This window comes from Amycolatopsis sp. NPDC059027 (genome assembly GCF_042739735.1).
Classification (GTDB): Bacteria; Actinomycetota; Actinomycetes; order Mycobacteriales; family Pseudonocardiaceae; genus Amycolatopsis.
Genome location: NZ_JBHYIK010000121.1, coordinates 1 through 14,222 on the forward strand (window position 1 = coordinate 1; position 14,222 = coordinate 14,222).

General features: G+C 71.0%; 11 protein-coding genes, 1 tRNA gene and 1 pseudogene. 8 read left to right on the forward strand and 5 right to left on the reverse strand.

All coding sequences use genetic code 11. The annotated features are described in order from the left end of the window. Positions 1-174 precede the first annotated feature (174 nt). Together ACFWY9_RS43035 and ACFWY9_RS43040 are read right to left on the reverse strand one after the other, a co-directional pair. On the reverse strand, positions 175-1,017 hold the full coding sequence (locus ACFWY9_RS43035; protein WP_378328881.1) for a maleylpyruvate isomerase N-terminal domain-containing protein: 843 nt from the start codon (positions 1,015-1,017) through the stop codon (positions 175-177). A 79-nt stretch (positions 1,018-1,096) separates the two neighbouring features. After that, positions 1,097-2,005 (reverse strand): oxygenase MpaB family protein, encoded by a 909-nt coding sequence (locus ACFWY9_RS43040; protein ID WP_378328882.1) that lies wholly within the window; start codon positions 2,003-2,005, stop codon positions 1,097-1,099. A gap of 112 nt (positions 2,006-2,117) precedes the next feature. Between ACFWY9_RS43040 and ACFWY9_RS43045 the strand changes: the two genes are divergently transcribed. The 3 genes from ACFWY9_RS43045 (at position 2,118) to ACFWY9_RS43055 (ending at position 4,437) form a co-directional block, all read left to right on the forward strand. Next, complete coding sequence (locus tag ACFWY9_RS43045; protein ID WP_378328883.1) at positions 2,118-2,756, forward strand: TetR/AcrR family transcriptional regulator; 639 nt, start codon at positions 2,118-2,120, stop codon at positions 2,754-2,756. Between the two features lie 95 nt (positions 2,757-2,851). Next, positions 2,852-3,220, forward strand: a complete 369-nt coding sequence (locus ACFWY9_RS43050) for a YciI family protein (protein ID WP_378328884.1) — start codon at positions 2,852-2,854, stop codon at positions 3,218-3,220. Next, on the forward strand, positions 3,217-4,437 hold the full coding sequence (locus ACFWY9_RS43055; protein WP_378328885.1) for an RNA polymerase sigma factor: 1,221 nt from the start codon (positions 3,217-3,219) through the stop codon (positions 4,435-4,437). The genes ACFWY9_RS43050 and ACFWY9_RS43055 overlap by 4 nt, the downstream gene beginning before the upstream one ends. Before the next feature lie 15 nt (positions 4,438-4,452). Here ACFWY9_RS43055 and ACFWY9_RS43060 read toward each other — a convergent pair whose 3' ends face one another. Then, complete coding sequence (locus tag ACFWY9_RS43060; protein ID WP_378328886.1) at positions 4,453-5,421, reverse strand: S41 family peptidase; 969 nt, start codon at positions 5,419-5,421, stop codon at positions 4,453-4,455. Positions 5,422-5,445: 24 nt separating this feature from the next. Continuing rightward, complete coding sequence (locus ACFWY9_RS43065) at positions 5,446-6,783, reverse strand: cytochrome P450 (RefSeq protein ID WP_378328887.1); 1,338 nt, start codon at positions 6,781-6,783, stop codon at positions 5,446-5,448. Between the two features lie 166 nt (positions 6,784-6,949). Between ACFWY9_RS43065 and ACFWY9_RS43070 the strand changes: the two genes are divergently transcribed. The 3 genes from ACFWY9_RS43070 to ACFWY9_RS43080 are packed head-to-tail and all read left to right on the forward strand — an operon-like array spanning position 6,950 to position 11,712. Continuing rightward, entirely contained in the window at positions 6,950-8,170 is a 1,221-nt protein-coding gene (locus tag ACFWY9_RS43070) for a sensor histidine kinase (protein WP_378328888.1), read from the forward strand. Further along, positions 8,167-8,829 carry a response regulator gene (locus ACFWY9_RS43075; RefSeq protein WP_378328889.1) on the forward strand — a complete coding sequence of 221 codons (663 nt, stop codon included), beginning with the start codon at positions 8,167-8,169 and terminating at the stop codon, positions 8,827-8,829. Before ACFWY9_RS43070 ends, ACFWY9_RS43075 begins: the two co-directional genes overlap by 4 nt. Positions 8,830-8,862: 33 nt before the next feature. After that, positions 8,863-11,712, forward strand: a complete 2,850-nt coding sequence (locus tag ACFWY9_RS43080) for a BTAD domain-containing putative transcriptional regulator (RefSeq protein ID WP_378328890.1) — start codon at positions 8,863-8,865, stop codon at positions 11,710-11,712. A gap of 165 nt (positions 11,713-11,877) precedes the next feature. On the opposite strand, the gene ACFWY9_RS43085 is transcribed toward ACFWY9_RS43080, so the two are convergent. Further along, positions 11,878-11,950 (reverse strand) — tRNA-Thr (locus ACFWY9_RS43085). Between the two features lie 366 nt (positions 11,951-12,316). Here ACFWY9_RS43085 and ACFWY9_RS43090 point away from each other — a divergent pair. Beyond that, positions 12,317-13,858 carry a threonine/serine exporter ThrE family protein gene (locus ACFWY9_RS43090; RefSeq protein WP_378328891.1) on the forward strand — a complete coding sequence of 514 codons (1,542 nt, stop codon included), beginning with the start codon at positions 12,317-12,319 and terminating at the stop codon, positions 13,856-13,858. Positions 13,859-13,936: 78 nt separating this feature from the next. After that, positions 13,937-14,222: pseudogene (locus tag ACFWY9_RS43095) on the forward strand (trehalose-6-phosphate synthase); the annotation flags it as partial.

Here is a 14,222-nt window from a genome sequence, read left to right on the forward strand (position 1 = left end):
AACACGAGGTTGGGGGCCCCCCCCCCCCCGCCGAGCGGCTCGCCCCCCCCCCCACGGACCCCCCCCCCGGGCCCCACCCCCCGGCCCGCGCCGCCCGTCCGTGGGGGGGCCGCCGGCCCGCCCCGGTGCGCGTGCGGGGCGTTTCCCCCCGGGGGCCCCCCCCCCCGAGTCCTTTCAGGGCATCCGGACCGTCTTGAGAAACTCCCGCAGGAGCCACGGCCGCGGTCCGCGAATGACGACTCCGCGGCTCAACACCGCGCGAAGCTTTCCGATGCGGCCGAACATCATCGGCACCAGCACCGCGGGATCGAAGGAGAGCCGGACGTCGCTCGCGCCGTCCGGCTCCTCGACCGTGACGTGGCCGTGCTGAAGCGCCATGACCACCGGTTCCGTGTACGCGGACCGGAACTCCACCGCGATCCGGCGCGGGGATGGCACCGCGCCGTCGAGCAAAGTGCCGACACCGTTGCGCGTCATACCGATCAGGAACAGTTCGAGGAACAGCGCTTCGTCGGCCGACCGGATCGGCCACGAAACGCCCACCGCGCGGGCGATGTCGAGGCCGTGGATGAGCAACTCGTTGAGCAGGTGCGCGAGGACCCCGGCGACGGGGACGAGCGAACCGCCGAGCCAGGACACCGGTTTCTCCGGGTCGAGATCCGCGCTCTCGCGCAGGATCTCGTCGATGTCGGCGCGCAGGTTTTCGCTCAACCGCACCGGATCCCGTTCCCGGTACTCCCCGAACGCGAGTTCGTTCATCGCCGCGACGCTGTCGGTGCGGGCCCGCGCGATCGACTCCGCGAGCCCGGGCAGCCGCAACGGCTCGTCCGTGCCGCGGACCATGGTCGTGTACAGGAGCGCGATGTAGCCGACGTGTGCCGCGGTCTGCGTGATGTCCCAGTCCGCGGTCACCGCGGTGGCCGGGTCCGGTGCCCCGGTGACGAGGTCCGCGAACCGGGCGCCCGCCTGCGGCAGGGCCACCCGGACCGCGTCCCAGCGTTGTTGTGTGATCGCCACTTGTCTGCCCTCCAGCCGACGATCACAGTAATGTGGAGCGCGCGTGCCCGGATATCCGAAAATGCCGCGTTCCCTTTGATCACAACGGACGCCGGGCGAGCGCGGTCCGCAGCCGTCGCTTGGCGCGTTCGGCGCGACGCGCTTCGTAGGCGATCGGCAGATACCGCAGCCGCTCGGGCAGCAACGGCACGATCCGGGCGACGGTCCGGCCCAGCGCCCGGAGCCTGCGTTCGTCACGCGACGACCACGGGAGGCCGAGCTTCGCGCGAGCCCGCTCGGGCAGCGTGCCGACGGTGACGAAGTACTGGACGCGGCCGGGGATCAGTGCCACGACCCTCCACAGTGGATGGAGCGGCGTCGGCAGCTGGATCGGCGGCGGGATGTGCCGCGTGGTCTCCAGGAACGAATACGCCGTCGGATGCGCGACGAGGGTGTTTTCCATGATCTCGTCGAACCGGGCGAGGTATTCGTCGTACGTGGGCGGGATTTCCTTCTCCGCCACATGCAGATTCCGCATCAGCTGGACGATTTCCGCGTACAGCTGCTCGGTTTCCTCGCGGGTGTACGGACGGCGGGAGAAATACCGCGACGACGTCGTGAGCGCGTACGGCGCAGTGAGGATGATCCAAGCCCACGGCCCGGACGCGAGCGCGTGATGGGCGACGCCGTCCGCGTCGGTGGTGTTCAAAGTGGCGTGCATGCTCCGGAGCCGGTCGGCTTCGGAAAGCGCTTCCTCGCCGCCGTAGACCCAGGTCATGACCGACGCGATACTGCGCGCCGCGCGGCCGAGTGCGTCCGTGCGGTACACCGAATGCTCGGCGACGACCTCGCCGACGGTGGGATGCATGGTCTGCAGCAGGAACGCCGCCCCGGTGGACAGCGAGAACGTGACCAGCCCCTGCGTCTCCCACAGCAGACCGCCCGGCCCGAACGGACGACGTTCCGGCCGCGCGATGGCCGATCGCGGTTTCTCCTGCACCTCGGTCATGGCGCGAACCTCCTCGACGTGCGGGCACGATCATTGTGGGTACGACCGTCACCAGATATCTGGGGACACTGTCCCCCAGATACCATCCGGACGTCAAGATCGGAGGTGTCCGGTGTCCGAGCGGAACTACGCGGGCGCGACCGGCCCGCAGCGGAAGGCCGCGCGGCGGGCGGCGTTGCTGGACGCGGCGCTCGACCTGCTCACCACCGACGGCCCGGAAGCCATCACCGTCCGCCGCGTCTGCGCGCACGCCCGGCTGAACGACCGGTACTTCTACGCCAGCTTCGGCGACCGCGACGAACTGCTGCCCGCCGCGTGGGACGTCGTCACGGCCGACGCGCTGGGCGCGCTGACCGTGGCGATCGAGACCACGAAGCCGGACCCTCCTTCGCGCGTTCGGGCCGTCATCGAAGCCATCGTCACGTTCTTCGCGGGAGACAAGCGGTATGCGCGACTGCTGATCGAGTCGCAGACCACCGAGGCGCTGCGCCGCCGTCGTCACGCCAGCGTGCGACAGGTCGCCGACATCGTCGCCGAGCAGGGCCGCGAGATGCTCGGCGCCGCGGTCCCCGATCCGGTCGACCAGACGCTGGCCGCGCTGACCATGGTCAACGGCTGCCTCGACCTGCTCGTGACGTGGTTGCGCGGGGAGGTCGAGGTGACGCGGGAGCACCTCGTCGACTTCCTGGTCGCGATGATCCTGACCTCGAGCGACATCACCGCGGCCCTCCAGCGCGAACGACGGGGATGAAAGTCCCCTTCGGCAATCTGTCGATCCGGGCGGCGGCCGCTCGTATAGGGGGTGAGAATCCGGCACGGTGCCGGAGCCGACGAGGAGGAGCCCCCATGCAGCAGTACCTGCTCAGCATCTACCAGCCCGACGGCGAGCCGCCCGCGCCCGAGGTGCTCGAACCGATCATGAAGAACCTCCGCGCGCTGAACCAGGAGATGCGGGACGCGGGCGCGTGGGTGTTCAGCGGTGGGCTGCATCCGGCCAGTTCGGCGACCGTCGTCCGGGTGAAGGACGGCGACGTCCTGATGACCGACGGCCCGTTCACCGAGGGCAAGGAGCATCTCGGCGGGTTCACCGTGATCCAGGCGCCCGACCTCGACACGGCGCTCGGCTGGGGACGCAAGCTCGCCGAGGCGATCGGGATGCTCCCGATCGAGGTCCGGCCGCTGCAGGACGAATCCCCGGACGACTGCCGGCCGTGACAAGGCGTGAAACCACCGACGTCGAACGCGTCTTCGGCGCGGAGTACGGACGTGCGGTGGCTGTCCTGGTCCGCGTCTTCGGCGACATCGACATCGCCGAGGAGGCGGTCCAGGACGCTTTCGCCGCCGCGATCGAGAAATGGCCGACGTCGGGCGTACCACCGAGCCCGGCAGGCTGGATCATCACCACCGCCCGCAATCGCGCCATCGACCGGCTGCGGCGCGAAGCGTCCCGCGAGGACCGGCACGCACAGGCCGCGCTCCTCCACGCCGAGGACGAACCGGCCGAGGAGGGCCCCGTGCGCGACGACCGGCTCCGGCTCATCTTCACCTGTTGCCACCCCGCGCTCGCTCCCGCCGTCCGGGTCGCGCTCACCCTGCGGCTGCTCGGCGGGCTCACCACCGCCGAGATCGCGCACGCCTTCCTGGTGCCCGAACCGACCATGGCACAACGGCTCGTCCGGGCGAAGAACAAGATCCGGGACGCGCGGATCCCCTACCGCGTGCCCGGCGACGCGGACCTCCCGGATCGGCTGCGGGCCGTCCTCGCGGTGGTGTACCTGGTCTTCAACGAGGGATACACCGCGAGTTCGGGCGACCGGCTCGTGCGCGAGGACCTGTGCGCGGAGGCGATCCGGCTCGGTCGGCTGCTGGCCGAACTGATGCCCGACGAACCCGAGGTCTGGGGTCTGCTCGCGCTGATGCTGCTGATCGAGTCGCGCCGCGCGGCACGCACGACGTCCGGCGGCGACCTCGTCCTGCTGTCCGAACAGGACCGTGACCGCTGGGATCGCGTGCTCATCGCCGAGGGGCAGGGCATCGTGCGGCGCTGCCTGCGACGGGACCAGCCGGGGCCGTACCAGATCCAGGCCGCGATCAACGCCGTGCACAGCGACGCGCCGATCGCGGCGGCCACGGACTGGGCGCAGATCGTGACGCTCTACGACCAGCTCCTGACGTTCACCCCGACCTCGATCGTGGCGCTCAACCGCGCTGTCGCCGTCGCCGAGATCGACGGCCCCGCCGTCGCACTGTCCCTTGTAGACGAACTGGAATTGGCGAATTTCCATCTGTACCAAGCGATCCGCGCCGATCTGCTGCACCGGCTCGGCCGGGACACCGAGGCCGCGCAGGCCTACGACGCGGCCGTGGAACGCACCGAAAACGCCGCCGAACGCGCACTGCTGCGCCGCAAACGCGCGGCGATCGGTCCGTGAAGGCCTCAATGGACTTCAGCACCGAGTGTGCAGCCACGCCCGCGCCGCCTCGACGACGTCGCCGGGCGGCGCTTTCGCGGGAATGGACACGTCCGGCGCGATGGGACCGCCGTCGTAGACACGCCCCGTGCGATCGACGTCGCGGGCGATCGTCAGGATGATCCGCGCACCGTCACTGAGCGGGTAGATCTCGTTGGCGGTGGCGAATCCCGCGGTAGCCTGCCCGAAAGTCCGCACGCGATCCAGCCCGCGAAACGCGATCAAGGTCGCCTCGCCGGAACTGGCGGTGTTCGAGGAGGCCAGAACCGCCACCGGCGGTCGCGGGCGCGCGAGCCGCGTGGTGTTCGTCTCCGCTGCCACGACCTCCCCGCCCACGCTCACCCGGCCATCGCGCAGCACCCAATCGGTTCGCGTGCCGTCCGGCCCGGCGAACGCGCCGAGCGTCCCGTCGCCGAGCAGCGGCGCGAGCACGGTGAGCATCGGCCACATGTTGCCGCCGCCGTTGTCGCGAAGATCGACGATCCAGCCACAGAGCGCGGCGCTGTCCAACTGCCGGACAGCGGCGACGCCCGCCTCGAAGTACCGGCGTTCACCGGCCGGATCCAGCTGGAAATGGGGAATGGTGAGGTGCGCGACGCGCTCGTCTGCCATACCGCCCGAAGGCACTTCGATGACATCCGCACCGGGAGGCGTCATCGTGCCCGGCCTGCGGAGGAAGCTGTGCCGGTTGTGCAGTGCGGCGATGACGTACTCGATGGCCGGGTAGGTGTCCGCGGTGGTGGTCGCGTCTCCCGCCATCCGGAGCGCGTTCGCCCGGACCACCGGCCAGTCGACCCGGTCGCGGTCCAGCGCGTTCTTCCGAATCAGCGCGATAGCACCGTCCAGATAGGCATAAACGGCAGGAACCGGACGAGCCGTCGGTGCCGCGCCCGCGAGACCGGCGACCAGCACGACCGAAAACAGCAACCCCAGAAATCGCGTCACATCCCCAGCATGCCGAAAACCGCGCTACGCCCCCACTCGCACCGGAAGACGCCGATAGCCGCGCAGAACCCGCGTACCGCGTCGCGTCGGCGAGCCGTCCAACGCCAGATTGGGAAACCGCTCGAACAACGTCCGCAGCGCGGTGGCCCCTTCGAGCCGGGCGAGCTGCGCCCCGAGGCAGAAATGCGGCCCGGCGGAGAAGGCCAGGTGCTCACGGGCGTTGGCGCGGGTGGTGTCGAAGCGGTTCGGGTCGGTGAAGACGTCGGGATCGCGGTTGGCGCCGCCGAGCATGACGACCACGGCCTGCCCCTCGCGCACAGGAACACCTAAGACCTCTGTGTCCGCTTTGGACACTCGGAGCGTGACCTGCACCGGGGAGTCGTACCGCAGCACCTCCTCGACCGCGTTCGGCCAGCCGTCGGGTTCCGCCTTGAGCCGGTCGAGCTGGTCGGGGTGGGCGAGCAGCAGCGTCACGGCGTTGCCGATGAGATTGACCGTGGTCTCGAACCCGGCTCCGAGCACCAGGAGCGCGGTGACCCGCAGTTCGGTGTCGGTGAGCCTGTCCGAACCGTCGGCCGCCTCGATCATCCGGCTGAGCAGGTCGTCGCCGGGATTCCGGCGCAGCCGCGCGATGTGCTCGTCGAGGAACCGGTGCCCGTTCCGGACGGCCTCGGTGGCACGCCGGTAGTCCCGATAGGACAGTCCGGGTTCCAGGGACAGCGCGGCTTCGTTCACCAGCTCGACGAACGGCCGCCGCAGTTCTTCGGGGACGCCGAGGATCTCGGCGATCACGGTCACCGGCAACAGCGACGCGTAGGCCTCGATCAGGTCGACCGTGTTCTCGGCCGCGATCTTGTCGAGCATCTCGTCCGCGAGTTCCTGCACGCGGCCGGTGAGGGCGGTGATGGCCCTGGGGGTGAACGCGTACGCGACGAGCTTGCGGATCCGGGTGTGCTCCGGCGCGCTGATCGCCAGCAGCGACGGTGGATCGACCGGGCCGAGCGCGCGCGGGTCGGTCACGAGGTCGAGCAGCTTGTCGAGGGACTTCGTCGGCGCCGCCGCGGGCGCGGCCAGGAAGCGGTCGCCGCGCAGGATGTCGTTCGCGGCGGCATGGCTCGCGGTCCCCATGACGAACCGGCCGGGCAGCAGCGGTCCCCTGGCCCGGATCTCGTCGTAGGCCGGGAACGGGTCGGCCCGGCGTGCCGGGTCGACGACGCTGCGCGCGAGCAGATCGCCCTGGCGTGCCCCCACCCGGAGGGCGAGCCCCGCCAAGCCGTACTTGAGCACCCACGCCACGGCGGACCGCGTGGCCGCCACCGGGCGCGTCATCCTCGGCTCGAAACGGTGATCACTGCTGGTCATCGGACACCCCCGGGTCGGTCCGGCCAAGTGGATACTCGACAGTAGCCCCGGAAACCGGTGGGCCACCTCGCGCTGTGGTACCCAGTCGGCCTCCTACCACGGTCGGATACCCGGTGCCGACCACCGCAGCAAGACGGGACGCCCCGGGAGTTTCTACGCTGGGGCGGTGCGGGGAACTCTGGTGGACAGGTACCGGGCGCGGCTGGAGGACAGCCTCGCCCGCTACGACGTGTCCCTGCCCTGGTGGCTCCCCACCTGCACCACGGTGATGAACGCCGTCGGCGTGATCGTCGCGCTGGTGCAGCGGCACGCGCTGATCCCGCCGGCGCCGATCGCGCTGGCCGGGCTGCTGATCCTGGTGCGGTTCATGTTCTGGCCCGTCACCGGCAACCTGATCCCGCCGTGGCTGGGCGCGATCGCCGTCCTCGTCGGCGTGCCGATCCTGCTCACCGACCCGGTGACCCCGGACTTCGCGCCGGTCCTGCTGGTACTGCTCGCGACCGAGGTCGCCGCGATCGCCAGCCTCACGCTGGCCTTCACCGTGACCGGCCTGAGCATCGCGGAACTGATCGTGGCCCAGGTGTGGAACGGGCTGTCCGGCTATCCGGTGTACATCGTCGCGGTGCTGCTCGGGCTCAGCGGCGGGGTGACGCTCCGCTGGTACCACCGGGCGCTGAACGCCGAACGCGGCAAGCAGGACGCCGCGCGCGAGCAGGCGATCCTCGCCGAGCGCCAGCGCATCGCACGCGAAGTCCACGACGTGGTCGCGCATTCGCTCAGCATCACCCTGCTGCATCTGACCGGGGCCCGGCACGGCCTCCAGCAGGACCGCGACATCGACGAAGCCGTCGAGGCGCTCACCGAAGCGGAGCGGGTGGGCCGCGCGGCGATGGCCGACATCCGCCGGACGGTCGGGCTGCTCGCCAGCACGTCGACGGGCACGCGGCCGCTCCCCGGCATCGACGACATCGCCGGGCTGGTCGAGCGCACCCGCGCCGCCGGGCTCGACGTCCGGTACGAGCAGGACGGCGATCTGAGCGTCGTCGGCGCGTCCGCGGGCCTCGGCCTCTACCGCATCGCGCAGGAGTCGCTGGCCAACATCGCCAAGCACGCGCCCACCGCGGCGGCGCGCGTCCGCCTGCGTGTCGACGCGACGGGCACCACGCTCACCATCCGGAACACACTGCCCGCCGGGACGCCAACGGAGACGGCCAGCGGGTCCGGTATCGCGGGCATGAGCGCCAGGGCCACCCAGCTGGGCGCCGACCTCCGCGCCGGGCCCAGCGGCGGGCACTGGGTGGTCGAAGTCGCGGTTCCCAGCCCGCCACAACAGAAGTCCGAACAGAACGAACCCGCCACCAACGCCCGCCAGGAGGTGACGCCATGACCGAGACCGAGATCCGCGTCCTGCTCGTCGACGACCAGGAACTGGTCCGGTCGGGGCTGCGCCGCATCCTGCGCCGCCGGGACGGGTTCGTGATCGCCGGGGAATGCGGCGACGGAGCCGACGTGCCCGCGGCGCTGGCCGAGGGCGAAGTCGACGTCGTCGTGATGGACCTGCGCATGAAGGACGTCGACGGCATCGAGGCGACGCGGCGGCTGCGGCAGGCCGGCGCCCGTCCGCCGGTGCTCGCGTTGACCACGTTCGACGACGACGAGCTGCTGGCCGGCGCGCTGCGCGCGGGCGCCGCCGGGTATGTCCTCAAGGACTCCGCGGCCGAGGATCTGATCCGTGCCGTACGCGCGGTCGCCGCGGGCGACGCGTGGCTCGACCCGACGGTCACCACGCGCGTGCTCACGACGTATCGGCAGGCCCCGGCGCCCAGGTGCGGTGGCCCGGCGCCCGAACTGCTCACCCCGCGCGAACACGACGTGCTCCGCGCGCTCGGGCGGGGTCTGACCAACTCGGAGATCGCGGAGGCGCTGGTCATCTCCGAGCTCACCGTGAAGAGCCACATCGGCAGGATCTTCACCAAACTGGGGTTGCGTGACCGTGCCGCGGCGATCGTCTACGCGTTCGACCACGGCATCGTCACGCCTGGCTAGGACGGCCAAGAAATGACTATTCCGCGTTCCCTCGTGACCGAGCCTCGGCTGCGGTTCTCGGTGCTCGGCCCGCTACGGGCCTGGCACGGCGAAGAGCAGCTGGACCTGGGGCCGATCCGTCAGCAGGCGATGCTGGCGGCGCTCGTGCTGCGGCCGGACATGACCGTCAGCCGGGACGAACTGCTCGACGGCGTCTGGGGTTTGGAGCCGCCGGGCACCGGTGCCAAGGTCGTGCCCGTCTACGTCCACCGCCTGCGCCGCTGCCTGCAAGCCGCCCCGGAGGAGCTGATCGGGCGCAGCCGCGGCGGTTACCGGTTCGTCAGCGGTGATGTGTGGGTCGACGCCGCCCGGCTGGACGAGATCGTCGCCGAGGCCGGTGCGGCCGAGCGGTCCGGTGATCTGCCGACCGCGGTGGACCGGTACGCCGACGCTCTCGAACTGTTCCAGGGCGAGCCCCTCGCCGGGCTGCCGGGGCCGTTCGCAGAGGGGCAGCGGCTGCGGCTGGCGGAGCGGCGGATCTCGCTGGTTCAGGAGAAAGTGGACCGTCAGTTGCGACTGGGACGGCACGCGGACGCGGTCGGCGAGTTGTCGGCCCTGCTGCCCGCGTACCCGCACAGTGAGCCGCTCGCGGTGTTGTCGATGCGAGCCCTGTACGCCTCCGGCCGTCGTGCCGACGCGCTGGCCGTGTACACGCAGTTGCGCCGCCGTCTCATCGACGACCTGGGCGTCGAACCGGGCGACGAGGTGCGGCGGGTCCATCAGGATGTGTTGCGCGGCAACGACTCCGGCCTCGGAATCACCCTCCCGCCATCGACCGCTCCTCGGCCGTCCGCGCCGGTCAGCCGAGTGCGCGACGAGCTGCCCGCCGACGTCGCCGAACTGGTCGGCCGCAGCACGGAGCTGGCGCTGCTCACCGCGCCGAGCGATGCGGGGGCACCGGCGGTCGACGCGGTGGACGGCGTCGCGGGGTCGGGGAAGACCGCGCTGGCAGTGCGGGTGGCTCACCTCGTACGCGAGCGTTATCCCGACGGCTGTCTGTTCGTGGACCTGCACGGGCACACCGAAGGCCGGAAGGCGCTGACCCCGCACCGCGCGCTGCGGCGACTGCTGCGCGCGGTCGGCGTCGACGTCAACAACGTGCCGGACGACCTCGACGAACTCGCGGCTTCCTGGCGGGCCGCGACGGCCTCGTTGCGGCTGCTGCTGGTACTGGACGACGTGGCGGGCGCCGAGCAGATCCGCCCGCTGCTCCCGGCCGGGACGGGCAGCCGGGTGCTGGCCACCAGCAGGCGGCGGCTCGCCGGGCTGGACGTCGGCAGGCGGGTCTCCCTCGGCCCGCTCGCCCTCGACGAGGCCGAGGGACTGCTGAGCAGCATCGTCGGGGAGTCCCGCGCGGACCGGGAGCGCGACGCGGTGCGGGATCTGGCGCGGCTGTGCGGACGGCTGCCGCTCGCGTTGCGCATCGCGGGCGCGCGGCTGCAGAACCGTCCTATGTGGACGCTCGAATACCTGGTGACGCGGCTGGCGGACGGGGAACGGCGGCTCGGCGAACTGACCGCGGAGGACCGGAGCGTCGAGGGGGCGTTCCGGTTGTCCTACGAGCAGTTGCCGAGCCCCGAACAACGTGCCTTCCGCGCGCTGGGCCTGTCACCGACGCCCACGACCGACGGGCACGCGCTGGCGGCGATGCTGGGCTGGTCGCCGCGGGATGCCGAGCTGGCGTTGGAAAGCCTGGTCGACACCAGCCTGGTGCAACAGCCCAGTGCCGGCCGGTACCGGCTGCACGATCTGGTCGCGGTGTACGCGCGGCGCCTCGCCGAGCAGGACTCCGCCGACCTGGTGGCCGCGGCCCGCACCGGTGTCCTCCGGCTCTACCTCGCCGCGGGCCGCTACGCGAGCGACTGGGGCCCGGCCGGTTTCCCGACCGGGCCGGAGTTGGGACCGGTCCCGTTCGACGGCTGGCAGGACGCGGTGGCCTGGCTGGACGCGTCCGCCGGTGACCTCACCGACGTCGTCGCGTACGCGGCGGCGGTGGGCGAAGCCGACTACGCCTGCTGGATCGCCGACAGCCTCGTCCATTACCTCAGCAGGCAGGGCCGTCACCACGAAAGCCGCGCTGCGCTGGATCTCGCGCTGCCGCTGGTCGATGAGGCGTCCGACCAGCGCATGGTGTCGTCGCTGCGTACCGGCCTCGGTATCGCGTATGGGATGCAGGACCGGTACGAGCAGTCGCGCGCCTGGTTCTCCGACGCGCTGGCGATCAGCCGCCGGGCCGGTGACCTGCGCGAGCAGGCACGGGCACTGAACGGGCTCGGCGTGGTCGCGCGGCTGTCCGGCTGGTATCCCGAGTCCGTCGCGTACCTGGTGCGGATGCGGGAACTGGCGCTGCGGCTGGAGGACGACTGCCTCACCGGGATGGCGGTCAATGACCTCGGCGCAGTGCTGCACTGCCTCGGCAGGCACGAGGAGGCGCTGGACTGCTTCGGCCAGGCCATGCGCTACGCCGAGAAGGCCGAGAATCCGCGGCTGATCGCGAAGGTCCTCCGGTTCATCGGCGATCTGCACCTCGATCTCGACCAGCACCCCGACGCCGTCGCGGCGTTACGCCAGGCCGCCGAACTCGCCGAGCAGGTCGGTGACCTGCCGTTGCAGGCCTCCTGCCTGACCCGCTGGGGCTCGGCCGAACTGGGGCTGGGAAACCACCCGCGAGCCCTCGACCTGCACCAGCGCGCGCTCACCGCGGTCACCGACCAGACCAGCGTCGAGCTGGAGCGGGAGATCCGGCGGCGACTGGGCGAGTGCTACGTCGCGGCCGGGCGCTTCTCGAACGCCTGGGCACAGTTCCAGCGCGTCCTCGAACTCGGCAAGACACCCGGCCACTGACCCCGCTTTCCGTCCACTGTGGACTTCGCGAGGGCGGGAGAGCCGAAGGACGCCTTCAGTGCGTTGAGCGAGCTGAAGGACGCTTTCAGTGCGCTGGATGCACCGAAGGCGTCCTTCAGCACATCGAGGCAAACGCGGGCACGGCGGCAGGGCAAGGAAGCAGGGAGCCGGCAAGGGGGCTCGAACCCCTGACCTTCTGTTTACAAGACAGATGCTCTACCAACTGAGCTATACCGGCCGACGCCACCCCGGCACACGCCGAGGAGCACGCCCAGTATATCGGTGGACCGGTCGGCCGACCGGAGCGGCCGCCGGATGACCATCCCAGCCTTTGACGACGGCACGGTGCGTGAACCCCGGCAGCCGGTGCGTCCGGACGGGTGATCGTCTTGACTCTTCACTCAGGTCCGACACTGACCCGGCTATCGCAAGATCCCCTGGTCAAGGCGATCTTCAGGGCCGAAAGCAGGCCGCTGGAAGAGCCGTCGCGGATGATCTTCCCCGAACGTGGTGGACGCCACTTCCTGATCCATGCAACGGTCGGGGCAGGCCCGTCGATGGTCCCCCGGGAAACCCGATGAGCACGAGAGGAGGTGGCTGACGCATGAGTGTCAACGGCCGCGCCGAAGAGGACGCCGAGACGACAACGCACACCACGCAGTGGCCGATCCTGGAACCACCGCGGCAGCGTGACGGCAAGCAGCGTTCCAGGAAGAGCACCAACCGGACACATCGGCCCCTGTTGCGCCGACGCGCCTGGCACATCCTCGAAGCGCCCACCGCGGAACAGCCCGCGGTCGACTCCGACGAGGCGATCGGCCCCGCCCTGCCGGACGACGCGACGGTCAACTTCGTGCTCGACCTCGCGCTGCGCATCGGTGAGGTCCAGATGGCCAGCGGCGCGGGTGCCTCGGACGTCACCGCGACGATCCTCGCGCTCACCTCCGCGCTCGGTCTCCCGCACTGCGAGGTCGACGTCATCTTCACGTCGATCACCGTGACGTGTCATCGCGGCACCGAGCTCGAGCCGGTGACGGCGCTGCGCGTGGTCCGGTCCCGCAGCCTCGACTACACCCGCCTGACCGACGTCGAGATCCTCGTCCGCAAGATCGTCCGCGGGCACGTCGGCGCGGAGCAGGCCCAGGCCGAGCTGCGCCGCATCACCTCGGCGCCGCACCCGTACCCGCGCTGGGTCGCCACGCTCGCCTGGGGCGGGCTGGCCGGGTTCATCACGCTGATCATCGGCGGTGGGATCGACATCGCGCTGGTGGCGGTGGTGATCAGCGCCGCGATCGACCGGATCGGCAGGCTGCTCAACCGGTACTCGCTGCCGTTCTTCTTCCAGCAGGTGGTCGGCGGCCTGTTCGCGACACTGTCCGCGATGGCGATCGTCAACACCAAGATCCTCACCACCGATCAGCCGACGCTGGTGGTGGCGGCCGCGGTCACCGTGCTGCTGTCCGGATTGTCCACGGTGTCCGCGGTGCAGGACGCGATCACCGGCTTCAACGTCACCGCCGCGGGGCGCACGATGGAGACGGCGCTGATGACCGCCGGGCTGATCACCGGCGTCGTGCTCGCGCTGCGGATCGCGGTCATGCTCGAGATGCCGCGCACCCCGCTGCCCGAGGTCGTCAGCTCGACCCCGCAGCACCTGCCGGTGATCGTCGTCGGCGGCGCCGGGGCGGCCGCGTGCTTCGCGCTCGCGTCGTACTCGACGATCCGCGCGATGTTCGTCGCCGCGGCGGCGGGCGCGATCGGGGCGGTCGTGTACGGCGCGCTCATGCTGACGAAGTTCGACGCGGTGAGCTCGTCCGCGATCGCGGCGACGCTGGTCGGTTTCTGTGGCGGCGTCATGGCCAGGCGGCTGCGGGTTACCCCACTCGTGGTGGCCGTGTCCGGGATCACCCCGCTACTTCCCGGCCTGTCGACCTATCGTGGGCTGTACCAGCTCGGCGTCGAACCGGGCGGCAACATCTCGACGCTGATGACGGCGGTCGCGATCGGCCTCGCCCTGGCAGCGGGCGTTGTCCTCGGCGAGTACCTCGCGCAGCCGGTGCGCACCGGGCTGGGCAGGCTGGAACGCCGGCTGGCCGGTCCGCGGATGGCAGGGCCGCTCGAACCGGCGGAGAGGCGCCTGGAGTAACCCTTCGATCACCGGCTGGTCACCTGGCTCGCGATAGGGTTTCCCCCGGGCCGCGACCCGGGAAACGAGGGAGCAGCTGTGTCGGACGAGGCATTCTCCAACGAGGTACTGGCAGACCGGGGCACGAAGAACTCCGCGGATTTCGTGGTGGTGGCGAACCGGCTGCCGGTCGACCTCGAACCCACCGCGGACGGCGGGCAGCGATGGACGGCGAGCCCCGGCGGGCTCGTCTCCGCGCTGGAGCCGTTCCTCCGTTCCCGCAAGGGGGCCTGGGTCGGCTGGCCCGGCGTCCCGGACGTCGACGTCGAGGAGTTCGACGACGACGGGCTCGTGCTGCACCCGGTGTCGCTGACCTCTGCGGAGG